Source organism: Pseudomonas sp. RG1 (assembly GCF_025910115.1).
GTDB classification, from domain to species: domain Bacteria; phylum Pseudomonadota; class Gammaproteobacteria; order Pseudomonadales; family Pseudomonadaceae; genus Aquipseudomonas; species Aquipseudomonas atacamensis.
The window spans coordinates 15,082-39,191 of record NZ_JAPCIK010000041.1; the positions used below are offsets into that span (position 1 = coordinate 15,082).

The 24,110-nt window shown below is 61.2% G+C and carries 25 protein-coding genes; 2 read left to right on the forward strand and 23 right to left on the reverse strand.

Translation table 11 applies throughout. From position 1 onward, the window contains the following. Positions 1–5: 5 nt before the first annotated feature. From mltG to OK411_RS20645, 9 genes are all read right to left on the reverse strand, one after another. Positions 6–1,187, reverse strand: a complete 1,182-nt coding sequence (gene mltG / locus OK411_RS20605) for an endolytic transglycosylase MltG (protein ID WP_264365615.1) — start codon at positions 1,185–1,187, stop codon at positions 6–8. 3 nt (positions 1,188–1,190) lie between these two features. Beyond that, complete coding sequence (gene pabC, locus OK411_RS20610; protein ID WP_136492930.1) at positions 1,191–2,006, reverse strand: aminodeoxychorismate lyase; 816 nt, start codon at positions 2,004–2,006, stop codon at positions 1,191–1,193. Further along, positions 2,006–3,250 (reverse strand): beta-ketoacyl-ACP synthase II, encoded by a 1,245-nt coding sequence (gene fabF / locus OK411_RS20615; RefSeq protein WP_038860467.1) that lies wholly within the window; start codon positions 3,248–3,250, stop codon positions 2,006–2,008. The genes pabC and fabF overlap by 1 nt, the downstream gene beginning before the upstream one ends. 108 nt (positions 3,251–3,358) lie before the next feature. Beyond that, positions 3,359–3,595, reverse strand: a complete 237-nt coding sequence (acpP, locus tag OK411_RS20620; RefSeq protein WP_003175607.1) for an acyl carrier protein — start codon at positions 3,593–3,595, stop codon at positions 3,359–3,361. A 196-nt stretch (positions 3,596–3,791) separates the two neighbouring features. Beyond that, complete coding sequence (gene fabG / locus OK411_RS20625; RefSeq protein ID WP_016770989.1) at positions 3,792–4,535, reverse strand: 3-oxoacyl-ACP reductase FabG; 744 nt, start codon at positions 4,533–4,535, stop codon at positions 3,792–3,794. Between the two features lie 16 nt (positions 4,536–4,551). Further along, positions 4,552–5,490, reverse strand: a complete 939-nt coding sequence (fabD, locus tag OK411_RS20630) for an ACP S-malonyltransferase (protein ID WP_024013921.1) — start codon at positions 5,488–5,490, stop codon at positions 4,552–4,554. Positions 5,491–5,613: 123 nt separating this feature from the next. Beyond that, positions 5,614–6,624: a phosphate acyltransferase PlsX gene (plsX, locus tag OK411_RS20635; RefSeq protein ID WP_264365616.1), complete on the reverse strand. Its 1,011-nt coding sequence runs from the start codon at positions 6,622–6,624 to the stop codon at positions 5,614–5,616. 4 nt (positions 6,625–6,628) lie between these two features. Further along, positions 6,629–6,811 carry a 50S ribosomal protein L32 gene (rpmF, locus tag OK411_RS20640; protein ID WP_003179396.1) on the reverse strand — a complete coding sequence of 61 codons (183 nt, stop codon included), beginning with the start codon at positions 6,809–6,811 and terminating at the stop codon, positions 6,629–6,631. A gap of 13 nt (positions 6,812–6,824) precedes the next feature. Continuing rightward, positions 6,825–7,352, reverse strand: coding sequence for a YceD family protein (locus tag OK411_RS20645; RefSeq protein WP_003204262.1), 528 nt, complete (start codon positions 7,350–7,352; stop codon positions 6,825–6,827). 105 nt (positions 7,353–7,457) lie between these two features. On the opposite strand from OK411_RS20645, the gene OK411_RS20650 reads away from it, so the two are divergent. Further along, the gene (locus OK411_RS20650) at positions 7,458–8,036 is read left to right on the forward strand and encodes a Maf family protein (RefSeq protein ID WP_016770991.1); all 579 of its coding nucleotides are present in this window, start codon (positions 7,458–7,460) and stop codon (positions 8,034–8,036) included. Positions 8,037–8,122: 86 nt separating this feature from the next. Here the strand turns inward: OK411_RS20650 and sppA are convergent, their stop codons facing one another. Genes sppA through rluC form a run of 3 tightly spaced genes read right to left on the reverse strand, consistent with a single transcriptional unit; the run spans position 8,123 to position 10,745 of the window. Then, on the reverse strand, positions 8,123–9,112 hold the full coding sequence (sppA, locus tag OK411_RS20655; RefSeq protein WP_136492928.1) for a signal peptide peptidase SppA: 990 nt from the start codon (positions 9,110–9,112) through the stop codon (positions 8,123–8,125). A gap of 24 nt (positions 9,113–9,136) precedes the next feature. Continuing rightward, positions 9,137–9,799 carry an HAD-IA family hydrolase gene (locus OK411_RS20660; protein WP_041479448.1) on the reverse strand — a complete coding sequence of 221 codons (663 nt, stop codon included), beginning with the start codon at positions 9,797–9,799 and terminating at the stop codon, positions 9,137–9,139. Next, positions 9,786–10,745: a 23S rRNA pseudouridine(955/2504/2580) synthase RluC gene (gene rluC / locus OK411_RS20665; RefSeq protein WP_016770994.1), complete on the reverse strand. Its 960-nt coding sequence runs from the start codon at positions 10,743–10,745 to the stop codon at positions 9,786–9,788. Before rluC ends, OK411_RS20660 begins: the two co-directional genes overlap by 14 nt. A gap of 699 nt (positions 10,746–11,444) precedes the next feature. On the opposite strand from rluC, the gene rne reads away from it, so the two are divergent. After that, positions 11,445–14,723, forward strand: coding sequence for a ribonuclease E (gene rne / locus OK411_RS20670; RefSeq protein ID WP_264365617.1), 3,279 nt, complete (start codon positions 11,445–11,447; stop codon positions 14,721–14,723). Positions 14,724–14,914: 191 nt separating this feature from the next. Here the strand turns inward: rne and OK411_RS20675 are convergent, their stop codons facing one another. The 11 genes from OK411_RS20675 to OK411_RS20725 all read right to left on the reverse strand — a co-directional run bounded on the left by OK411_RS20675 (position 14,915) and on the right by OK411_RS20725 (position 24,046). After that, positions 14,915–15,511 (reverse strand): nucleotidyltransferase family protein, encoded by a 597-nt coding sequence (locus OK411_RS20675; protein WP_136492926.1) that lies wholly within the window; start codon positions 15,509–15,511, stop codon positions 14,915–14,917. Then, positions 15,508–16,488, reverse strand: a complete 981-nt coding sequence (locus OK411_RS20680; RefSeq protein ID WP_016770998.1) for an XdhC family protein — start codon at positions 16,486–16,488, stop codon at positions 15,508–15,510. The genes OK411_RS20675 and OK411_RS20680 overlap by 4 nt, the downstream gene beginning before the upstream one ends. Further along, positions 16,488–18,809, reverse strand: a complete 2,322-nt coding sequence (locus OK411_RS20685) for a xanthine dehydrogenase family protein molybdopterin-binding subunit (RefSeq protein WP_024013929.1) — start codon at positions 18,807–18,809, stop codon at positions 16,488–16,490. Before OK411_RS20685 ends, OK411_RS20680 begins: the two co-directional genes overlap by 1 nt. After that, on the reverse strand, positions 18,806–19,276 hold the full coding sequence (locus OK411_RS20690; protein ID WP_136492925.1) for a (2Fe-2S)-binding protein: 471 nt from the start codon (positions 19,274–19,276) through the stop codon (positions 18,806–18,808). The genes OK411_RS20685 and OK411_RS20690 overlap by 4 nt, the downstream gene beginning before the upstream one ends. 249 nt (positions 19,277–19,525) lie before the next feature. Further along, positions 19,526–20,545: a UDP-N-acetylmuramate dehydrogenase gene (gene murB, locus OK411_RS20695; protein ID WP_136492924.1), complete on the reverse strand. Its 1,020-nt coding sequence runs from the start codon at positions 20,543–20,545 to the stop codon at positions 19,526–19,528. Beyond that, on the reverse strand, positions 20,542–21,006 hold the full coding sequence (locus OK411_RS20700) for a low molecular weight protein-tyrosine-phosphatase (protein WP_130927674.1): 465 nt from the start codon (positions 21,004–21,006) through the stop codon (positions 20,542–20,544). The genes murB and OK411_RS20700 overlap by 4 nt, the downstream gene beginning before the upstream one ends. Further along, positions 21,006–21,770, reverse strand: a complete 765-nt coding sequence (kdsB, locus tag OK411_RS20705; protein WP_024013932.1) for a 3-deoxy-manno-octulosonate cytidylyltransferase — start codon at positions 21,768–21,770, stop codon at positions 21,006–21,008. The genes OK411_RS20700 and kdsB overlap by 1 nt, the downstream gene beginning before the upstream one ends. Next, the gene (locus OK411_RS20710; protein ID WP_003179363.1) at positions 21,767–21,952 is read right to left on the reverse strand and encodes a Trm112 family protein; all 186 of its coding nucleotides are present in this window, start codon (positions 21,950–21,952) and stop codon (positions 21,767–21,769) included. Before OK411_RS20710 ends, kdsB begins: the two co-directional genes overlap by 4 nt. Before the next feature lie 23 nt (positions 21,953–21,975). Further along, positions 21,976–22,986 carry a tetraacyldisaccharide 4'-kinase gene (gene lpxK / locus OK411_RS20715; protein ID WP_264365618.1) on the reverse strand — a complete coding sequence of 337 codons (1,011 nt, stop codon included), beginning with the start codon at positions 22,984–22,986 and terminating at the stop codon, positions 21,976–21,978. Further along, entirely contained in the window at positions 22,986–23,414 is a 429-nt protein-coding gene (locus OK411_RS20720; RefSeq protein ID WP_016771006.1) for an ExbD/TolR family protein, read from the reverse strand. Before OK411_RS20720 ends, lpxK begins: the two co-directional genes overlap by 1 nt. Continuing rightward, positions 23,411–24,046, reverse strand: a complete 636-nt coding sequence (locus tag OK411_RS20725; RefSeq protein ID WP_016771007.1) for a MotA/TolQ/ExbB proton channel family protein — start codon at positions 24,044–24,046, stop codon at positions 23,411–23,413. Before OK411_RS20725 ends, OK411_RS20720 begins: the two co-directional genes overlap by 4 nt. Between the last annotated feature and the right edge of the window lie 64 nt (positions 24,047–24,110).

Here is a 24,110-nt window from a genome sequence, read left to right on the forward strand (position 1 = left end):
CAAAGTCATTGCGCGTTCTGCGGTGCAGCGGCGTCCGGTTCTTGGGCTGGCGCCGGATCTTGCGGCGACGCTTTCGATGGCACTTCGGGCAGCACCTCGGGCGCGGTGTTCGGCGAGGCCGCCGGAATGGCCTCATCGGTGGCCGGCGCGGTTACTGGTGCCGGGCTGGAACGGTAATCGGCACGGCGCTTGAGCTGGTATTCGCGCACTGCGTTGTTGTGCGCATCCAGATCATCGGAGAACACATGGCTGCCATCGCCACGGGCGACGAAATACAGGCTGCTGCCTTCCACCGGGTTGAGCGCAGCATGAATCGCTTCGCGCCCGACCATCGCAATCGGCGTCGGTGGCAAACCGGGAATCACGTAAGTGTTATAGGGCGTCGGTTCTTTCAGATGCGCGCGGGTCAGTTTGCCGGTGTAGCGATCACCGAGGCCATAAATCACCGTCGGATCGGTCTGCAACTGCATGCCCAGCGCCATGCGCCGTACAAAGACGCCGGCAATCTGCCCGCGCTCCTGCGGAACGCCGGTCTCTTTCTCGACCAGCGAGGCCATGATCAGCGCTTGATAAGGTTCGCTGTAAGGCACATCGGCAGAACGTTGCGCCCACTCTTTGGCGAGCACTTCGTCGAGACGGTCAAAGGCTTTCTTCAACAGCTCGGCATCGGACATGCCACGTACGAAGCGGTAGGTGTCCGGGAAAAACCGGCCTTCGGGGAACAAGCCCTTGTGGCCAATCTTCGCCATGACGTCGCTGTCGCTCAGACCATTGAGGGTCTGCTCGAGCTTGTCGTCCTTGGCCAGGGCGGCGCGCACCTGATGGAAAGTCCAGCCTTCGACCAGGGTCAGGCTGTACTGAACCACGTCGCCGCGCTTCCACGATTCGATCAGACCGTTGACGGTCATGCCCGGCTGCATGCGGTATTCGCCGCTGTGAATCGGCGTGCCGGCAAGATTGAAGCGCCAGTAGACGCGCAGCCAGAACGCGTCCTTGATGACGCCATCGGTTTCGAGTTCAAGGAAGGTACGGGTCGGTGTAGAGCCTTTCGGCACATCCAGCAGTTGTTCCTGCGGGATGTTCAGGGGCTGTTCCAGCGCCGAATGAATTTTCCAGGCGCTGGCGCCCAACAGCAGCCCTGCCAGAACCAGTCCGGTTTCCAGCAGCAGCAAAAGTTTACGTCTCACGAATCAAGCATCCAGTAGCGCGCGGGCAATGGTTTGCAGTTTACGGGTGAGCGGGCCAACCGGCCAGCTCAGTGCAGCACAGGCGCGTACCGGCCAGACGCCATAAACGCTGTTGCAGACAAACACTTCATCAGCCCATTGCAGCTGTTCGAGGCGGATATCGGCGATTTGCGTGGGGATGGCCAGCGACTCGGCCTGAAACAATATTTCCGCGCGCATCACACCTGCGACGCCGCAGCGCTTCAAGTCGGGCGTGATCAGACCACCGTCGCGCACCAGGAAAATATTGCTGAACACGCCCTCAACGACGCGCCCGGCCTGATCAAGCATCAAGCCTTCGGCATGCTCGCTGTCCTGCCATTCGGCGCGGGCGAGCACCTGTTCCAGTCGATTCAGATGTTTGAGCCCGGCCAACAACGGCTGCGTAGATAAACGCGTGTTGCAGGGAAACAGGCGGATACCGTGCTCGGCATGGGCAGCGGGATAAGCCGCCGGCGGATTGCCTTGCAGGATGCGTCGGCCCTGCGCCGCAGGATCGGGCGCATAACCGCGCAAGCCGTCACCCCGAGTGAGGATGAGCTTGAGCACGCCCTCGCCCATCGCAGCGGCATAGCTGAGCAGCTCATGGCGAACCAGCTCGAGATCGGTCGCAATGGCCAGACGCGCGCAGCCATCGGCCAGGCGCGTCAGGTGTCGATCCAGCAGGACCGGCTGTCCACTGCGCACGGCAATGGTCTCGAACAGGCCATCGCCGTAAGCCAGGCCGCGATCTTTCAGCGACAGCGCGTCAGCCGGTTGACCGTCGACCCAGCTGTCCATCAGCCGGCGAACCGGCGGAACGCCAGCGTGCCGTTGGTGCCGCCAAAACCGAAGGAGTTGGACAGCACGACATCGATGTCCATGTTACGCGCGGTGTGCGCAACGAAATCGAGATCGCAGCCTTCGTCCGGTTCATCAAGGTTGATGGTCGGCGGTGCCACCTGGCTGTTGATCGCCAGCACGCTGAAAATCGCTTCGACCGCGCCCGCCGCACCCAACAGGTGGCCGGTCATCGACTTGGTCGAGCTGACGGCCAGCTTGTAGGCGTGATCGCCGAACACCGACTTGATCGCGTTGGCTTCGGCAAGGTCGCCGGCCGGCGTCGAGGTGCCGTGGGCGTTGATGTACTGCACTTGGTCGACGTTGATTTTCGCATCGCGCAGGGCATTGGTGATGCAGCGCGCGGCACCGGCGCCATCGGCGGGTGGCGAGGTCATGTGGAACGCATCGCCACTGGTGCCGAAACCGATCAGCTCGGCGTAGATCGTCGCGCCACGGGCCTTGGCGTGTTCCAGTTCTTCAAGAACCAGAGCGCCAGCACCGTCGGACAGGACGAAACCGTCCCGACCCTTGTCCCATGGACGGCTGGCGCGGGTCGGCTCGTCGTTGCGGGTCGACAGCGCACGGGACGCGCCGAAGCCGCCCATGCCCAGACCGCAAGCGGCCATTTCCGCGCCGCCGGCAATCATCACGTCGGCTTCGTCGTACATGATGTTGCGCGCCGCCATGCCGATGCAGTGCGTACCGGTGGTGCACGCGGTGGCGATGGCGTAGTTGGGTCCCTGTGCGCCCAGATGGATCGACAGGAAACCGGAAATCATATTGATGATCGAGCCAGGCACAAAGAACGGCGAGATCCGTCGCGGACCGGTCTCGTGCAGGGTGCGGCTGGTCTCTTCGATGTTGGTCAGACCGCCAATCCCCGAACCCATGGCCACGCCAATGCGTTCACGGTTGGCATCGGTGACTTCCAGACCGGCGTTGCGCACGGCTTGGAAGCCTGCGGCGAGGCCGTACTGAATGAACAGGTCGAGCTTGCGCGCTTCCTTGACCGACAGGTATTCCTCGACATTGAAGCCTTTGACCGAACCACCGAAGCGGGTCGAATAGGCAGAAAGGTCGGTGTGTTCGATCAGACCAATGCCACTGCGGCCAGCCAGAATGCCCTGCCAACTGCTCGGCACATCCGTGCCCAGTGGCGACAACATACCCATACCGGTGACTACGACGCGTCTACGCGACACAGCACTCTCCTTTTTCAAATGACGACTTTGCATCAGGCCTAAAGAAAAAACCGCACGCCATGATGGCAGTGCGGTTTTTCCATGACAGCAAGCAACGATTACAAACTGTTACGCCTGGTGGCTGGTAACGTAGTCGATTGCAGCTTGTACAGTAGTGATCTTTTCAGCTTCTTCGTCAGGGATTTCGGTTTCGAATTCCTCTTCCAGAGCCATCACCAGCTCAACGGTGTCAAGGGAGTCGGCACCCAGGTCTTCTACGAAGGAAGCGGTGTTGACCACTTCTTCTTCTTTAACACCCAGTTGCTCGGCAACGATTTTCTTGACGCGCTCTTCGATGGTGCTCATACCTTGTTTTCACTCCTAATGGACAAATTCAGGCAGCTGGCCAGTGGGTAAGTGTATAGAAAGCCTTTTCAGTTTTTCAACTGAAAGCTTCACTCCTCAAACCCTGCGGCCCTCTGCCTATAAATAGATTGCAGCTTTATAACGGATTTTAGACAGCTCGTATGACATTTTTTTGAAGCAATCCGTCACATTTTACTTACATGTACATCCCACCGTTCACCGGGATTGTAGCCCCGGTAACGTATGCCGCACCGTCGGATGCAAGAAAAGCGACCACGGACGCGATCTCTTGAGCTTGCCCCAGACGACCCAGCGGAATCTGCGTCTGCAAGGCTTCACGCTGTGCTTCAGGCAGCTCGCGGGTCATATCGGTGTCGATGAACCCAGGGGTTACCGAGTTGACCGTAATCGAACGCGAACCGACTTCACGCGCCATCGCCCGGCTGAAACCTTCCAGACCGGCCTTGGCGGCTGCATAGTTTACTTGGCCGGCGTTGCCCATGGCACCCACCACCGAGCCAATACTGATAATTCGACCCCAGCGCGCCTTGGTCATGCCACGCAAAACGCCCTTGGACAGGCGATACAGACTGTTCAGGTTGGTATCGATCACGTCGTACCACTCGTCGTCTTTCATGCGCATCATCAGGTTATCGCGGGTGATACCGGCATTATTGACCAGAATCGCCACCGGCGCACCGAACTGCTCCTGAATGCCTGCCAGCACGGCGCTGACCGATTCGTCGCTGGTGACATTGAGTTCGAAACCGGCGCCCTGGATACCGTTTTCCTTCAGGGTCGCGGCAATGCGCTCGGCGCCCGACGCGGAGGTCGCGGTGCCGACAACGATGGCGCCCTGACGACCCAGTTCCAGCGCGATGGCCTGGCCGATACCGCGGCTTGCACCGGTAACCAGTGCAACTTTACCTTGCAGACTCATGCAAGTTTCTCCTGATTCAGGCCTGCGCTGCGCGAGCGGCAGCGAAGGCATCTGGGGTATTGAGATTGGAAGTCGAAACGCCTTCGGCGCAACGTTTGTTCAGGCCAGCGAGGACTTTGCCCGGGCCGCATTCGACCAGATTGGTCGCGCCCTTGGCGGCCAAAGTCTGAACCGACTCAACCCAGCGCACTGGCTTGTAGAGCTGTTCGAGCAGATCGCGCTTGAGGGTTTCCAGATCGGCCGGCACTTGCGCACTGACGTTCTGCACCACGGGGATCTGCGGCGCCTGCCAGTCGATGGCGGCGATGGATTCAGCGAAGCGCTCGGCAGCCGGACGCATCAGCTCGCAGTGCGACGGCACGCTCACTGGCAACGGCATGGCGCGCTTGGCACCACGGGCCTTGCAACCCTCGATGGCGCGCTCGACAGCCGCCTTGGCACCGGCGATCACCACTTGGCCCGGCGAGTTGAAGTTCACCGCGCTGACGACTTCGCCTTGCGCCGCTTCGGCGCAGGCAGCCAGCACGTCGGCATCTTCCAGGCCGAGGATCGCGGCCATGCCGCCCTGCCCGGCCGGCACCGCTTCCTGCATCAACTGACCACGGCGCTCGACGAGCTTGACCGCGTCAGCCAGGCTCAGGCTGCCGGCAGCGACCAGCGCGCTATATTCACCCAGGCTATGGCCGGCGACAAACGCCGGACGCGCGCCGCCTTCGGCCAGCCACAGACGCCACAGGGCGATCGAAGCGGTCAGAATGGCCGGTTGGGTTTTGTCGGTTTGATTGAGCAGCTCTTCCGGGCCCTGTTGGGTCAGTGCCCACAGGTCGTAGCCCAGCGCAGCAGAGGCTTCTTGAAAGGTTTCGAGGATCAGCGGATGTTGCGCGCCCAGCTCGGCCAGCATGCCGAGGGACTGCGAACCCTGTCCTGGAAAGACGAATGCGAGGGAAGCAGACATGTAACAAGCCCCTAATGATCTTGTCGTCGGAAAATAACGCCCCGTTGGGGACGCCAGAAACTGACAGTTTGGATGGCCCTTTGAACCGGGCGGTCACATTTAAGCATTGTCCGACGAAAACGCCTAAGACAACAGTTCCTCCAGACGACCGTGGAGACGCTCGGGCAGGTTCTCCTGAATCTCGATCAGCGCCCGTTGAATGGCACTCTGAAAGCCCTGTACCCCGGCCGATCCGTGGCTTTTCACAACGATGCCCTGCAAGCCGAGAAAGCTTGCGCCATTATGTCGCGCCGGGGCCAGATCAGCTTGCAGACGTTTCATCAACGGCAGCGCGAGAGCGCCGACAGCGCGCGAGGCCAAGTTTTTCTTGAACAGGGCCTCGATGCGCGCCGCAATCATCGTCGCCAGACCTTCGCTGGACTTGAGCAGGATGTTGCCGACGAAGCCGTCACACACCACCACGTCGGCCTCACCGCGATACAAGCCGTCGCCTTCGATAAAACCGATGTAGTTGATCCCGCGCGCGGCATGCAACAACGTTGCGGCCAGTTTGACCTGCTGATTGCCCTTGATGTCCTCGGTGCCGATGTTCAGCAGTGCCACACGCGGACGGGCGATACCCAGAGTCTGCGCAGCGACCGAGCCCATCACCGCGAACTGCAACAGGTGCTCGGCACTGCAATCGACGTTGGCGCCCAGATCGAGCAGTTGGCAATAACCGGTCTGCGTCGGAATCGCCGCGACCATGGCCGGCCGATCAATGCCGGGCAATGTCTTCAGCACGAATCGCGACAAGGCCATCAACGCACCCGTATTGCCGGCACTGACACAGGCCTGCACCTTGCCATCGCGCAGCAGTTCAAGGGCTACACGCATCGACGAATCCGGCTTGCCACGCAGGGCCTGAGCGGGTTTTTCGTCCATGGTGATGACTTCGCTGGCCGCAACAATCGTGAGGCGCGCGCGATCGGCAGCCGACTGGCCGTGGATCAGTTCTTCAAGAAGGGAGGGTTGACCGACGAGGGTCAGGTGCAGCGAGGGTGTAGCAGACAGGCAAGCGAGACTGGCCTGAACAATGCTGCGGGGACCGAAGTCCCCGCCCATTGCGTCAATCGCGATGACTTGAGCAGACAAGTGATTACTCGTCAGCGCCCTTGTCGATCACTTTACGGCCACGGTATACGCCTTCTGGCGATACGTGGTGACGCAGGTGAACTTCACCAGTGGTTTTTTCTACAGACAGGGTGCTAGCCTCGAGAGCGTCGTGCGAACGGCGCATGTCACGGGCAGAGCGGGATTTTTTGTTCTGCTGAACAGCCATAATTGATTAACTCCTAAACGTTTGGGTCACGCTTTAACTGCGCCAATACACTGAACGGGTTGGACCGCGTTACCTCGTCCTCGCTCGGTTCGGGCTCATCTGCTCCCGCCGGCTGCTGGCATTCTTCCGGATGATGAGCAGGCACAATGGGCAAGGCGAGCAGAAGCTCCTCCTCGATCAGTGACTGCAGATCCAATGGATCTTCGCCCAGTTCCAGCACGTCATAACCTTTCGGCAACGACTGGGTATTCGCACCCTCCTTCACCACCGCGTAACTGCATTCGCTGTGGATCGGCAGGGTGACCAGCTCAAGACAACGCTGGCAAACCATTTTGACTTCGGTGTCGATAAAGCTGTGGATGACCACAGACTTACGTTCATCTCGTTCAAAAACGAATTTGGCCTGCACCGTACCGACATCGTCGGAAAGCGGGTCGCAGAGTCTCTTCAAATCGGCCAGCAGCAGTTCACCTTGAAGGGTGGTGCCACGGTCAGCCAATTTGCGCGGGTCAACGTGAGGTGGAATCGGGTCATTCAACATAGGCGCAGCATTATAGGGATGCACCCACCCATGTCAAAGGAAATTGTGCCCTGTCCGTCACTTGCGCGCCTCCGCTAGAATCCGCACCTGCCTCAGGAGACGTCCATGCTGCCTTTATTACTCGCTTCAAGCTCGACTTATCGCCGCGAATTGCTCGCCCGCCTGCACTTGCCGTTCGTCTGCAGCTCGCCGGACATCGACGAAAGCCATCGCCCGGGCGAGTCCGCAATCGACCTGGTCAAACGCCTCGCCGAAGAAAAGGCCCGCGCCCTGGCGGACAGCCACCCTGCTCATCTGATCATTGGCTCGGATCAGGTCGCCGTCCTCGGCGAACAGATCATCGGCAAGCCGCACACCTTCGAGAAGGCTCGCGAGCAATTGATGGCGGCGAGCGGCGCGAGCGTGACATTCCTGACCGGCCTGGCACTGCTCAACAGCCACACAGGGCAATGCCAGGTCGACTGCGTGCCGTTTACCGTGCACATGCGTCAGCTGGATCAGGCGCGCATCGAACGCTACCTGCGCATCGAGCAACCGTACGACTGCGCCGGCAGCTTCAAGGCCGAAGGACTGGGCGTGAGCCTGTTTCAATCGACCGAAGGCCCGGATGCCACCAGCCTGATCGGCCTGCCGCTGATTCGCCTGATCGACATGTTGTTGGTCGAAGGCGTGCAAATCCCTTGAAAGCAAAAGATCGCAGCCTTCGGCAGCTCCTACACCGATCCGTGCAAGAGTTGCCGCCGACTGCGATCTTTCGACCTTGAAACGTCTTACCGCAACGAAGGCCCGTGGAAACCCATCCACATCGCCAACTGCTCGGCCACGCTGGCGCCGAGCTTTTTCGAGAAGCGATCGAACGGCGATTCCTGCACGGTGAAGTCCACCAGCTCCTTCTCGCCAATCACATCACGCGCCACCGAACTGGCACTGCCCAAGCCATCGATCAGACCCAGCGGCAGCGCCTGCTCACCCGACCAGACCAGCCCGGAAAACAGCTCCGGATGCTCTTTGTCCTTCAGGCGATCACCACGACCCTGCTTGACGCTGTTGATGAACTGCTTGTGCGTGGTGTCGAGCACGCTTTGCCAGAAGGCGGTTTCTTCAGGCTTTTGCGGCTGGAACGGATCCAGGAATGCCTTGTGTTCGCCCGAGGTGTAGGTGCGACGCTCAACCCCGAGCTTTTCCATGGCGCCGACAAAACCGTAACCCGCTGCTGTCACGCCGATTGAGCCGACCAGACTGGCCTTGTCGGCGTAGATCTGATCCGCCGCGCTGGCGATGTAATAGGCGCCCGAAGCACCAAGATCGGAAATCACTGCGTAGAGCTTGATCTCTGGATGCAGGCCACGCAAACGCTTGATCTCGTCATAGACATAACCGGACTGCACCGGACTGCCGCCCGGACTGTTGATGCGCAGGACCACGCCTTTGACCTTCTTGTCTTCGAACGCCGCGCGCAGGCTGCCAACGATATTATCGGCGCTGGCCGGTTCCTTGTCGGCGATCACACCGTCGATCTCGATCAACGCCGTGTAGTTCGGGCCGCGGGTGGCGCTTTTTTCCATGTCCATCAGCGGCGTGAACAGCAGCAGCGCAACAAACAGATAAACAAACGTCAGCAGCTTGAAGAAAATCCCCCAGCGCCGCGAACGGCGTTGTTCCTGCACGCCGGCCAGCAAAGTCTTTTCCAACAGCTTCCAGCTTTTCGCGTCACCGTCGTCGGCACTTGCCTTGGCCGGTGCTTTCCATTCGTCGGTCATGCCATCTACCCCAGCAAAAACGTATTAAGCCCGCTGACCCAGCCAGGCGTGCAATTGAGAAAAACGGTCGATCGACAGGCGCGGCTCGAACTGTTGCAGGGACTCGATCGATTGCGCGCCATAACTGACCGCCACCGAATCCATTCCCGCGTTGCGCGCCATCAGCAGATCGAACGACGAATCACCGACCATCAACGCCTGCTCCGGGCGTACGCCGCAGTGGCTGACAATCTGCTCAAGCATCAGAGGGTGTGGCTTGCTGGCAGTTTCATCGGCAGCGCGGGTGATATCGAAATAATCTTCCCAGCCATTGGCCTTGAGTACCCGATCCAGCCCGCGACGGTTCTTGCCGGTCGCTACCGCCAGGTGATAACCCTGCTCGCGAAACGATGCCATCGACTCGACCACCCCTTCGAACAGCGGCGAAGGCACGGCTTCGGCAGCGATGTAGTGATCGGCGTAGTACTCGCGAAACGCGAGCATTTCTGCATCGCTGATTTCGGGATACAGCGTACGAATCGCTTCCGGCAAGCCGAGACCGATGATGCCTTTGACGGCGAAGTCATCGCGCAGCTCGAAACCGGAACGCCCGGACGCCGAGTGCATCGCCTCGACGATCCGATGAATGGAATCGGCAAGGGTGCCGTCCCAGTCGAAAATCAACAGCTTGTAATCAGATGGGCGCACTCAATCGCTCCACGGTCTTGGCCCACATTTCATCGACGGGCGCTTGCAGATTCAGCTTGCCGCCGTCGGGCAGCGGCACGGTCAGCATGTAGGCGTGCAGGAACAGGCGCTTACCACCCAGATCGCGGATTTCCTTGGTGAAATCCTCGTCGCCATACTTGCTGTCACCGGCAATGCAATGGCCAGCATGCAAGGTGTGCACGCGAATCTGGTGGGTACGACCGGTAACCGGTTTCGCCTCGACCATGGTGGCAAAATCGCCGAAGCGGCGCAGCACCTTGAATAGCGTCAGGGCTTCTTTGCCCTCGTCATTGACTTCGACCATGCGCTCGCCGGAGCGCAGATTGCTCTTGAGCAACGGTGCGCGAACCTGCTTGATCGAGGTTGCCCAGTTGCCACGGACCAGCGCCATGTAGCGCTTGTCGACGCCATCGCCACGCAGCTGCTCGTGCAGATGGCGCAACATGCTGCGTTTTTTGGCGATCATCAGCAGGCCGGAGGTGTCACGGTCGAGACGGTGAACCAGCTCCAGCTCCTTGGCGTCGGGACGCAACTGACGAAAGGCTTCGATCACGCCGAAATTCAGCCCGCTGCCGCCATGCACCGCAATGCCGGCGGGCTTGTTGATCACGATCAGGGCTTTATCTTCGAAGACAATCGAGGCTTCCAGGCGCTGCAACAGCCCCTGGGCCAGCGGCACCGGTTCGTCGCGCTCAGGCACGCGAACCGGCGGCACGCGTACGATATCGCCGGCCTGCAGCTTGTATTCGGGCTTGATCCGACCTTTGTTCACACGCACTTCGCCTTTGCGCAAAATGCGGTAAATCAAGGTCTTGGGCACGCCTTTGAGCCGGGCGAGGAGAAAGTTGTCGATTCGTTGGCCGGCATACTCCGGCGAGACTTCAAGCAGTTGAACGCCTGGAGTCGAAGGGGCAGTAGTTGTCATGCCGCGGATGATAACAATTTTTATGGAATTGAAGCACTTAATCATTGCTGCTATAGTCGCGAACGCCGCCAAAAGCGGCCTGGACAGCGGAACCACGGTCAAAGACCGGCCCTGACCAACGCAATTCACCAGGGCGCGAGGCCGTCCTACGGGGCTTTCGCTACGTAACGGTGGAGTTTGCGGTTGTAACGAGCGCAGGTGACATGAGGCCTGAATTACACCGCCGAGCAGAGTTCTCACTCGCCCGGCAGGCAACATTCAAGGCCAGTTCACAAAGTGCAGTCGACTGCGAATGACCCCGAGCGATTGCTTCGGAAACATCGCCTGAATTAGCCATGATGCGTGACCTCCCCTTTCGGAGCTCACGGTAAATGCCAACCCGCTGCGGATTCTGCGCGCGGCAGCACCCGAATTATCAGGGATACGTGTAGGGTGGAGATGCACAACCGCCGGACTGTGTAGCAACAAGCTTTGATCAAGACGCTTCATCTCGTCCACAGCCGCTGGTTGATTCCTCCTCCTGACTGAGTGCTTAAGTAGCCACAGCAAGCAGGACGCGTACGTCGCGGTATCGGCCCAATTGGCCGCACATCGCTGGACACGGGAATGGCCAACCACTCCCGACGCACCTGACACCGACCGTGAGAAGTCGTGTGTGCCGAACGCCGTTTCCGGCAGCCCGGAAACCGACGGTACTACATGAAAAGAATGCTGATTAACGCAACTCAACCCGAAGAGTTGCGTGTTGCACTGGTAGATGGCCAGCGCCTCTACGACCTGGACATCGAATCCGGTGCACGCGAGCAGAAGAAGGCCAACATCTATAAAGGCCGTATCACTCGCATCGAACCAAGCCTTGAGGCTGCCTTTGTCGATTTCGGCTCCGAGCGCCACGGCTTCCTGCCCCTCAAAGAAATCTCCCGCGAATACTTCAAGAAAGCCCCAGAAGGCCGCGTCAACATCAAGGACGTCCTGAGCGAAGGCCAGGAAGTCATCGTTCAGGTCGAGAAAGAAGAACGTGGCAACAAGGGCGCCGCCCTGACCACCTTCATCAGCCTGGCCGGTCGTTACCTCGTACTGATGCCGAACAACCCGCGTGCCGGCGGCATCTCCCGTCGCATCGAAGGTGAAGAGCGCAACGAACTGCGTGAAGCGCTGAACGGCCTGGTTGCTCCGGCCGACATGGGTCTGATCGTGCGCACTGCCGGCCTGGGCCGCAGCAGCGAAGAAATGCAGTGGGACCTCGACTACCTGCTGCAACTGTGGACCGCCATCAAAGAAGCCTCGCTGGATCGCTCCGCGCCATTCCTGATCTACCAGGAAAGCAACGTGATCATCCGCGCCATCCGCGATTACCTGCGCCAGGACATCGGCGAAGTGCTGATCGACAGCGTTGAAGCCCAGGACGAAGCCCTGACCTTCATCCGCCAGGTGATGCCGCAGTACGCCAGCAAGATCAAGCTGTACGAAGACAGCGTGCCGCTGTTCAACCGGTTCCAGATCGAAAGCCAGATCGAGACCGCGTTCCAGCGCGTCGTCGAACTGCCTTCCGGCGGCTCCATCGTCATCGATCCGACCGAAGCCCTGGTGTCGATCGACATCAACTCGGCGCGCGCCACCAAAGGCAGCGACATCGAAGAAACCGCCCTGCAGACCAACCTTGAAGCCGCCGAAGAAATCGCCCGTCAGTTGCGCCTGCGCGACATCGGCGGCCTGATCGTCATCGACTTCATCGACATGACCCCGGCCAAGAACCAGCGCGCCGTGGAAGAAAAAGTCCGTGAATGCCTGGAAGCTGACCGTGCCCGCGTGCAGATCGGTCGCATCTCGCGTTTCGGCCTGCTGGAAATGTCCCGTCAGCGCCTGCGTCCATCGCTGGGCGAAAGCAGCGGCATCGTCTGCCCGCGTTGCAACGGCACCGGCATCATCCGTGACGTTGAATCGCTGTCGCTGGCCATTCTGCGCCTGATCGAAGAAGAAGCCCTGAAAGACCGCACCGCCGAAGTTCGCGCGCAAGTGCCGATCCCGGTCGCTGCGTTCCTGCTCAACGAAAAACGCAACTCGATCACCAAGATCGAACTGCGCACCCGTGCCCGTATCGTCATTCTGCCGAACGATCACCTCGAGACGCCGCACTTTGAAGTTCAGCGTCTGCGTGACGACAGCCCGGAAGCCGCGACCAACCAGTCCAGCTACGAAATCGCTGCCGCCGCTGCCGAAGTCGAAGAAGTCCAGCCAGCCGCTGCGACTCGCACTCTGGTTCGCCAGGAAGCTGCAGTGAAAACCGCGCCGGCCCGTGCCAATGCACCGGTGCCGACTGAAGTTGCCCCTGCCGCACCTGCTCCTGCACCGGTTGCCGCGCCTGAGCCAAGCCTGTTCAAGGGCCTGGTGAAGTCGCTGGTCAGCCTGTTCGCCACCAAGGAAGAGCCAGCCGCACCGGTCGCGGTTGCGAAACCGGCTGCCACCGAGCGTCCTGCCCGCAACGAAGAGCGCCGCAACGGTCGTCAGCAGAGCCGCAACCGTAACGGTCGCCGCGATGAAGAACGCAAGCCGCGCGAAGAACGTGCTCCACGTGAAGAGCGCGCACCACGCGAGCCGCGCGAAGAGCGCCAGCCACGTGAAGCCCGCGAGCCGCGTGAAACCCGCAGCGAAGCGCCGGTAGCCCGCGAAGAGCGCGCACCACGTGCCCCGCGTGAAGAACGTGCACCGCGTGCCCCACGTGAAGATCGCAAGCCGCGTGGCGAGCGTGAAGAACGCGTGCGTGAACTGCGCGAGCCGCTGGACGCCGCGCCAGCCGCAGCCGCAGCCGTTGCTGCCGTGACCGCTGAAGAGCGTCCGGCCCGTCAGCCACGCGAAGAACGCGCTCCGCGTCCACCGCGTGAAGAGCGTCAACCGCGTGCCGAGCAGGCCGCTGCTGCCGTCGCTGAAGAAGAAGTGAACAGCAACAACGAAGAGCAACTGCCGGAAGACGGTCAGGATACCGCCGAAGGCGATCGTCCACGTCGTCGCTCCCGTGGCCAGCGTCGTCGCAGCAACCGTCGCGAGCGTCAACGTGATGCCAACGGCAACGTGATCGAAGGTTCGGAAGAATCCGAGTCCGCTGAAAACGCTGGCGAGCCAAGCACTGCCGATCTGGCCGCTGGCCTGGCCGTCACCGCCGCCGTTGCCAGCAGCACCATCAGCGCTCCGGCAGAAGCCGAAGCTCACGAGCAGGCTGAACGCGCCACCGCCGCCACACTGGAAACTGCTCCAGTCGAAGCGCCGGTTGTCGAAGCCACCACTCCAGTGGAAGCGACTGCTGCACCGGAAATCGAAGTCGCTCCGGTCCGCGAAGCTCAACCTCAGGCTGAAGCAACTGCCGAACCGGAAGCTGTCGTCGAAGCACCAACGGCCATCACTGAGCCAGCGGTAGAAACCGTCAGCGAAAACGTGACCAAGACCGTGCGTGAAGTTCGCGAAGAGCAGACTGCGTTCAACTGGGTTGCCGAGCCAGCCGTCACTGAAACTCCAGCGCCAGTCGCTGAAGCCGAAGTGCCGCAAGCCATGGTTTCCGAGCCAGTAGTTGCAGCAGCAGAGCCGGCGCCGACACCAGTGGTTGAAGCTCCGGTTGCCGAGGCTCAGGTTGAAGAAGCACCACCCGCAGTCGAAGCGCCAGCGCCAGCGCCAGTGGTTGAAGCGCCGGCTCCGGTCAGCGCCCTGACGCCGAACGGCCGCGCGCCAAACGACCCGCGTGAAGTGCGTCGTCGCAAGCGTGAAGCCGAGCGTCTGCAGAAGGAAGCCGAACTGGCCGCCGCTGCAACTCCGGTTGCTGCCGAACCAGCCCCTGCAGCTGAAGTGACCGAGGCAGCTCCTGCCCCGGTCGCGGAAGAAGCATCGGTAGAATCGGTGATCGCTGAAGCACCACGCTCCGTTCAGGATGCAGTTGAACAGCGCGAAGAAGCCCAGGAAAAAGAGCACGAGCCTAAACCACTCGTGTAATTCCTGAAGCCAATAAAAAGCCCCGCCTGGTGAGAGCCTGGCGGGGCTTTTTTATGCCTGAAATTCCAGCATTATCCACAACCTTTGTGGGAGCAAGCCTGCTCGCGAAAGCGCTGGGTCAGACAATATTCATGTAACTGAACCATCGCATTCGCGAGCAGGCTCACTCCCACAAGGGATTTCAACACGGCTCAGGGCTGAGGAAATACCAGAGATTCAGGCACATCGATATCCCACAACACCCCCGGATCATCTACCGCCACCTCAACCACCCTACCCTGCGCAAACAACGGCCGTGCGCCACGATCGCCGGTCAGCGCCTGCAACTGCGCGCCAAACGAGCGACCAAACCCCACAGGATGGCCAAACTCGCCACCCAGCACCGGCACGCTCACCGCATCATCAGCCATCGCCGCGACCACTCTCTCGATACTCGAAGGCGAGATAAACGGCATATCGCCGAGCACAATCAACCAGCCATCAGCGTCCGGGCAAGCAGCAACACCTGCGGCAATGCTGTCGCCCATGCCGGTCGATTCGATCGACACCACGTCCCAGCCGTAAGCCTGAGCCATGCGCATCGCCTGCGGTCGAGCCTCGGTGGTGACCAGCACGCGCTTGTCGAGACTGGCCGGCAGGTTCACCAGCACCTGCTCGATGACCGAGCGCACCGCGCCGTCACGCCCGGTGCAGTCAGCGAGCAATTTATCTTTGTCGGGGCCGGCGATCTGGCGAAAGCGTTTGCCCTCGCCCGCCGCCAGCACAATCACTGCGATGGATTGGCTCATGCACCCTCCAGCGGTTTTTTCTGTTTCAGCTCCACACCGTTCTTGATCGCGACAATTTCCGCCAGCAACGACAAGGCGATCTCTGCCGGCGAATGACTGCCGATGTGCAGGCCGATCGGCCCGTGCAAGCGATCAATCGATGCTTGCGACAAGCCTAGCTGAGCCAGATTTTCCCGGCGCTTCTGGCTGTTGACCCGCGAACCGAGCGCGCCGACGTAGAACGCCGGCGAGTCGAGCGCAGTGAGCAAAGCCATATCGTCCAGGCGTGGATCGTGAGTCAAGGCGACAATTGCCGTGCGCTCGTCGGTCTGGATGTTCAGCACAGCTTCATCCGGCATGCCGGGGACGAAACGGCCATGCTGCTCTTCCCAGCCGTAAACGAACTCGGTGCGCGGATCGCAGATCAGCACTTCGAAATCCAGCAGCCGCGCCATGTCGGCGACGTAGCGCGACAACTGCCCGGCACCGATCAGCAACAAGCGCCAGCGCGGACCATAAATCGCTCGCAGAGTCTTGCCGTCGAACACCAGCGAATCGGACTTGCTCGCCGGAGCCAGCCGCACCTCGCCGGTTTCGATGTTCAGTTCCCGGGCGACGATTTCATGGTTTTCGCAACGCTGCAGCAGCTCGGCGACCCACGCCGGGTCACCGACGCGCTCTTCGGTCAGGCGCAGGGTGCCGCCGCAAGGCAGGCCGAAACGCGCGGCCTCCTCGCGGGTCACGCCGTAGGTAATCATCTGCACTGGCGGACCATCGGTGGCAATGCGGCCGTCGTGCAGCCGCGCGATCAGGTCATCTTCGACACAGCCACCTGACACCGAACCGATCACCACGCCGTCCTCGCGCAAGGCGAGCATGGCGCCGGGCGAGCGCGGCGCGGTGCCCCACGTCTGCACCACGCTGAACAGCACCACCCGCTGTCCGGCGCGGCGCCACTCGAGGACGCTGCGCAGAACGTTGAGATCGACGCTGTCCATTACGCTTGCGCCTTCTGCCAGCCCTGCAACTGATACCGCACCGGCAGATTGCGGATGCGCTTGCCGGTGGCGGCGAAGATCGCATTGCACAGCGCCGGCGCAATCGGCGGCACGCCCGGCTCACCAACGCCACCCAACGGCACGTCACCCGGCGGCGTGACCAGATGCACCGCGACTTCCTTGGGCGCCAGCGACATGCGCGCGACCTCGTACATATGGAAGTTGTCCTGCTGGACCTTGCCTTCCTTGAAGCTGATCTCACCGAGCACAGCGTTGCCCAGGCCCATGACACACGCACCTTCGAACTGCGAACGGATGCGCTCAGGGTTGATCTGCGGCCCGCAGTCCACGGCGATGTCGGCCTTGTGCACGATCAGCGAACCGTCGTCCTTGACCTCGACTTCAATCACCGCCGCCACATAGGTGACGAAGCTGTAATGCACCGCCAGACCGAGACCACGACCCTTGGGCAGTTTGCGCCCCCAACCGGCGGCCTTGGCGGCAGTTTCCAGCACCGTGCGCATGCGCCCGGTGTCGATCGGATAACGCTCGGGCGATTCGCCGTAATTCCACTCTTCGCTCAAGGTGCGTGGATCGATCTGCCGGTCCGGGCCGAGCAATTTGATCTGGTACTTGAGCGGATCTTCCCCGGCCTTGTGCGCCAGTTCATCGACGAAGCTCTGAATCGCGAAGCCGTGGGGAATGTTCGACACCGAGCGATACCAGCCGACCCGCGTGTGTACCTTGGCTTCGGGGTTTTCCAGGCGCACGTTGGGAATCGCATAGGCCATGTTGGTAAAGCCCATGCCCAGCTCGAACGCCGCTTCGTGGTTCATGTCCGGCGCAAACAGCGCGGTGATGCTTGGCGCCACGGTGCGATGCAGCCACCCGGATGGCATGCCGTTCTTGTCGATGCCGGCCTTGAGATATTCCGCCGACACAGTGTGGAAATACGAATTGTGGATGTCGTCTTCGCGCGTCCACTGCACCCGTACAGCCTTGCCCGGGAACTCCTTGGCGAGAATCGCCGCTTCAACGACGAAGTCCGGTTTCGACTTGCGACCGAAACCACCGCCCAGCAATGTCACGTTGACGGTGACCTTTTCGAACGGCACGCCAAGACGCTCGGCGATGCGCTCACGGGTGACCTGCGGTGCCTGACTTGGCGCCCAGGCTTCGCACACGCCGTCCTTGTAACGGGCGATAGCGACCATCGGTTCCATCGGCGCCTGCGCCAAGTGCGGCAGGTAATACGAGGCCTCGAGAGTGCTGGCGGCGCCGCTCAAGGCCTTGTCGATATCACCGGTGTTGCGCACCACTTTGCCGGCCTTCAGCGACGCGGCTTCAAGCTCTTTGCGATAGGCAATCGAGTCATAACTGGCATTCGGGCCGTCGTCCCACTCGATCTTCAGCGCCTCGCGACCCTTGATCGCCGCCCAGGTGTTGCTGGCCACAACCGCGACGCCGCCCAATGGCTGGAACTCTGACGGCAATGGCCGGCCTTCGATCTGCATGACTTTTAGCACGCCGGGGACTTTCAGCGCGGCGCTGTCATCGAGGCTTTTGACCTTGCCGCCGTACACTGCCGGGCGAGCGATAGTGGCGTAGAGCATGCCGTCGAAATGCACGTCGGCGCCGTACACTGCGCGGCCATTGACGATGTCGGCACCGTCGATGGCCTTGGTGCCTTCCTTGCCGATGTAGCGAAATTCCGACGGCTGCTTGAGTCGCAGGCTGTCACGTGCCGGTACTGCCAGCGCACTGGCGGCAGCGGCGAGTTCGCCGTAGCCCAGTTCACGTCCGGACGGTTTGTGAATGACTTTGTGCAGTTGCGCATGGCATTCGCCAGCCGGCACTTTCCACTGCGCAGCGGCGGCCTGTTCGAGCATGGTCCGCGCGGCGGCGCCGCAACGACGCATCGGCTCGTACCAGTGACGCATGCTGCGCGAACCATCGGTGTCCTGGTTGCCGAAGCGCACTTCGTCGCCCGGCGCCTGCTGCACTTTGACCTGCGCCCAATCGGCCTCAAGTTCATCGGCAACCACCATGCTCAGGCTGGTGCGCACGCCCTGGCCCATTTCCGAACGGTTGCACACCACGGTGACGCTGCCATCGGCAGCAATGCTCACGTAGACCTTGGGATCGTCGATCCAGCCATTGGGCATGCCGTCGGCGCCAAATTTCTTCGCAGCGTCATCGGCCAACGCATCCTGCCAGCCCCAGCTCGCGGCGAGGACCAGCGCGCTGGTGGCGCCGACGCCTTTGAGAAAACCACGGCGGCTGAGGTTGCTCAGGGCGAAATCATTCGGGACGCGGCTCATGCCTTCACCTCCTTCAGGTGGGTGGAGGCCTGGCGGATCGCGGTTTTGATCCGGTTGTAGGTGCCGCAGCGGCAGATGTTGCCGACCATGGCTTCTTCGATCTGCTCGTCGCTCGGGTTGGGGTTGGTTTTCAGCAGAGCGGTGGCCGACATGATCTGCCCGCCTTGGCAATAACCGCATTGAGCCACGGCGCTGTCGAGCCAGGCTTGCTGCACGACCTTGCCGACCGGATCGGCGTGGAGATTGTCGATGGTGGTGACGTTCTGGCCGATTACCGAGCCGATCGGCGTGATGCAACTGCGTGCCGGCAAACCGTCGATATGGATGGTGCAGGCGCCGCACAGGCCCATGCCGCAACCGAATTTGGTGCCGTTGTATCCGGCGACGTCACGAATCGCCCACAACAGCGGCATGTCTTCGGTGACATCGAGGGAGTGGTCTTGACCGTTGAGTTTCATGGTAATCATGGGCACGCCCGCATATTTTTTAGTGGTTATGGGGTCGAGCAATCTGCCGCCGGAAAATCAGCGGTGGGTTCGCGCAGATCGACTCAGGCTAATCAGGCTCTCTTGCGCCGACGGGAACGTCTGCACCGGGCCTTTGGGTGGAGCAAATGGTTGGTATCGTTAGCTCGCTAAGTTAACCCAGCATTAACAAAAAAGCCCTGCACTTTTTCATCAGTGCAGGGCTTTTGATGGCGTCAGGCAAGCGTAGCCTCAATAGCGGTTGGGCTCCATTTCCAGTTCGACATGAAACCGTTCGGCGATGTCTTTCTGGATACGTTGCGCCAGGTCGAGCAGTTGCAGGCCGGTGGCCGTGCCGTAGTTGACCAGCACCAGCGCCTGCAACTTGTGCACGCCGGCATCGCCATCGCGAAAACCCTTCCAGCCGGCGCGTTCGATCAGCCAGCCAGCGGCCAGTTTCATCTGCCCGTCCGCTTGCGGGTAAGCCACCAGATCCGGGTGCTGCGCTTTGATCTGCGTGACCACAGCGGCAGGCACCAGCGGATTCTTGAAAAAGCTGCCGGCATTGCCGAGCACCGCCGGGTCCGGCAGTTTTTCACTGCGGATGCTGCAGATGGCGCGGCTGACATCGCTGGGCGTCGGCTGCTCGATGCCCTGCTCGCTCAGGCGCTGACGGACCGGGCCGTATTCCAGATGCAGGTGCGCGGCGCGATCAAGCTTGAAGCGCACCCGCAGGATCAGCCAACGTCCCGGCTGCTGCTTGAACACACTGTCGCGGTAGCCGAAATTGCACTGCTCCAGGCTGAAATCCCGCAGCTCGCCGCTCTCGCGGTCCAGCGCAGTCAGGCCGGCAAACACGTCCTTGATCTCGACACCATAGGCGCCGATGTTCTGCATCGGCGCGGCGCCGACGGTGCCGGGAATCAGGCTGAGGTTTTCCAGCCCGGCAAAACCCGCGGCCAGCGTGTGCTGCACGAACGGATGCCACGGTTCGCCCGCTTCCGCCTCGACCACCACGCGACTGCCATCGTCGCTGAGCACGCGGATGCCGCGCGTGGCCATGCGCAATACCAACGCCGCAATATCCGCCGTGAGCAGCAAGTTGCTGCCGCCGCCGATCACCAGCAACGGCACGTCATGGGAAGCGGCATAGGCCAGCGCTTCGCGGACATCGTCATCACTGCGGGCTTCGGCAAACAGCTGCGCGCGCACATCGACGCCAAACGTATTGAAGGCCTGCAACGATACTTGCGGTTGGACCTGCAAACTCATAAACGGCCCTTCACTTCGATCAGCAACTGGTCGCAGGCCGCTTCGATCAGATCGAGCACCTGTTCGAAACCCTGATCACCGTCGTAATACGGATCCGGCACTTCATCGACCAGCCCGGAATAACGACGCAAAAACAGATCCAGCTCGGCTCTGCCGGTGGACGGCTGCAGGGCCTTGAGATTGCGCAGATTGCTGTTGTCCATGGCGAGAATCAGGTCGTAGCTGGCGAAATCGGCCCGGCTGACCTGCTGCGCGCGTTGCGTCGACAGGTCATAACCGCGCACTTTCGCCGCGGCCTGGCTGCGCTTGTCCGGCGGGTTGCCGACGTGCCAGTCACCGGTGCCGGCGGAGGCCACTTCGACCACATCGGCCAGCCCGGCTTCACGCAACTTGTGACGCAACACGCCTTCAGCGGTGGGCGAACGGCAGATGTTGCCCAGGCACACAAACAGAACGCGCATCAGGCCCCCAGCAGGCGACGAACCCGCTCAAGGTCTTCAACGGTGTCGACACCGGTCGGCGGCGCGATCAGCGCGTCGGCAACATGGATACGCACGCCGTGCCACAAGGCACGCAGTTGCTCAAGAGATTCGGTATTTTCCAGCCAGCACGGCCCCCAGCTCACGAAGTCGTGGAGGAACCCGGCGCGATAGGCATAAATACCGATGTGGCGGCGATAGGGCACGCCTTCTGGCAGCTGCTCGCGGCTCTTGGCAAATGCATCGCGTGCCCATGGCAAGGTCGCGCGGCTGAAAGTCAGCGCGAGGCCGTTTATGTCGCTGGCGACCTTGACCACGTTGGGGTTGAACAGGGTCTCCACGTCTTCGATCGGCTCAGCCAGCGTGGCCATGCGCGCTTCGGTGTGGGCAGCAAGGTTGGCGGCGACCTGGTCGATCACGCTTGGCGGAATCAGCGGCTCATCGCCCTGGACGTTGACCACGATCGCATCAGGCGCAAGGCCCAGTTTAGCCGCGACCTCGGCCAGACGATCAGTGCCGGAGTTGTGATCTTCACGGGTCAGCACCACTTCGGCGCCAAAGCTTTTGCATGCCTCGACGATGCGTGCATCGTCAGTTGCAACAACGACGCGGGTCGCGCTGCTTTTGCTCGCCTGTTCCCAGACATGCTGGATCATCGGTTTGCCGGCAATATCCAGCAACGGCTTGCCCGGCAGACGGGTCGAGGCGAACCGCGACGGGATGACAACGGTGAAGGCTGTGGTCATTTATCCAGACGCTCGTCGGTGGTCAGGGTGCGCGCTTCGCTTTCCAGCATCACCGGGATGCCGTCGCGGATCGGATAGGCCAGGCCGGCGCCCTTGCTGATCAGTTCGGTCTTGTCGGCGCTGAGCTTGAGTGGGCCTTTGCACACGGGGCAAGCGAGGATGTCGAGCAGTTTGGTGTCCATGAACATTCCCAGAAATAAAAGAGTTAAGGCAGCAGACGATCCGGCAACAGGCGCATCAGCTGAGTGTCGAACCAGGCCACGAAGGCTGGCGACGGCACGGCATCGACCGCCAGATACCACCAGTCGGCAGCAGCAAAGGCACGGCACTTCACCGCGTCCTTTTCGGTCATCACCAACGGCAATGACGGGGTGAAATTCAACGCCTGCACGCTGTACTCGGCGTGGTCGGCAAATGCATGGGTGATCGGCCGCCAGTCTAGCGCTTCGAGGGTACTGAAGAAACGTTGCGGATTGCCGATCCCGGCCACCGCATGCAGCGCTTGCCCGGGCGGGAAATGCTCGAGCGACTGACGTTCGCCGCTGCGCAGATTGACCAGCGCGGTGGGTTGCAGGCGGAAGGCGAAACCATCGTCGCGATCATCAAGGGCACCGTTGAACAGCACGCCATCGACACTTTGCAGGCGCTCGACCGGCTCACGCAACGGCCCGGCCGGCAGACAGCGCTGATTGCCCAGGCCCCGTGCGGCATCGATCAGCACCAGTTCCAGATCCCGCGCCAGACGATAATGCTGCATGCCGTCGTCAGACAGAATCAGGTCCAGTGGCTCACTGGCAATCAAGACTTTGACGGCGGCGCTGCGATCGGGATCGATCATCAGCGGCACGCCGGTGCGCTGGACGATCAGCAACGGCTCGTCACCGGCAATCTCGGCGCTGTGCTCGGCCTCAACCCGCCACGGCAGTTGCGGCGGTTTGGCGCCGTAACCGCGACTGACCACGCCGACGCGCAGTCCACGGCGTCGGCAATGTTCGATCAGCCAGAGAATCATCGGCGTCTTGCCGGTACCGCCAACGGTGATATTGCCGACCACGATCAACGGCACGGGCGACTGGTAGATCTCGCCTTGACCGTCGAGAAAGCGCTGACGCTTGTTGATCACCACACGGCGATACAGCATTTCCAGTGGCCGCAGCAGCGTCAGGGCCGGATGCCCCTGATACCACGCGGCGAGCAGGCGATCGGACAGGCTCATCAGGATTTCGGCGCCGCCTCGACCGTGGTCATGCGCAGATGGCTGAAACCGAGCTTGCCGGCCGCGTCCATGGCGGTGATCACTGATTGATGCTGGGCCTTGCCATCGGCACTGATCGACAACGGCATGTTGGTGTCGCCGTTGGATTCTTTCTGCATGGCTTCCATCAGCGTCGCCAGATCATTCTTCGGCAGAATCTTGTTGTTCACCGAGAACACGCCTTCGGCACTGATCGCGACGTCCAGCTGTTTGACCTGCTGATCTTCGGCAGGCGAACCGCTGACCGCTTCCGGCAGATCCACGCGCAACTGGGTTTCCCGAGTGAAAGTGGTAGTGACCACGAAAAACAGCAGCAGAATGAACACCACGTCAATCAGCGACGCGAGGTTGATGTCTACGGTTTCCCGGGGCTTGCGGCGGAATTTCACGCTTTGCCCTCGGCCAGATCGACATCACGGTCGCCCTGCACTACTTCCACCAGTTTGATCGCTTCCTGCTCCATACCGACCACCAGCTCGTCGATGCGGCGCTGCAAAAACCGGTGGAAGAACACCGCTGGAATCCCGACCATCAGGCCTGCTGCGGTCGTGATCAGCGCTTTGGAAATACCGCCGGCCAGTACCGAAGCATTGGTGGTCATGCCGGAACCGGTGAAGGCACTGAAAATGTCGATCATGCCCAACACGGTGCCGAGCAGGCCGAGCAGCGGCGCCATGGCGGCGATGGTGCCGAGTGCGTTGATGTAGCGTTCGAGTTCATGAATGACCCGCGCGGCGGCCTCTTCGATGCACTCTTTCATGATCTCGCGACCATGCTTGGAATTGGCCAGGCCTGCGGCGAGGATTTCCCCCAGCGGCGAGTTGGCGCGCAATTCCTTGAGTTTTTCCTTGTTGAGCTGCTTGTCCTTGATCCAGACCCAGACCTGACCCAGCAGATGCTCGGGGGTGACGCGACTGGCGCGCAGTGTCCACAGGCGCTCGGCGACGATCGCCATGGCCGCGATGGAACTCAGAATGATCGGCAACATCATCCAGCCGCCGGATTTGACCAATTCCCACACAGTGACAGTCCCCTCGAAAAAGTGCGCCACTTTACCATACCGATCCGCGATTAAGAGTCGCCGC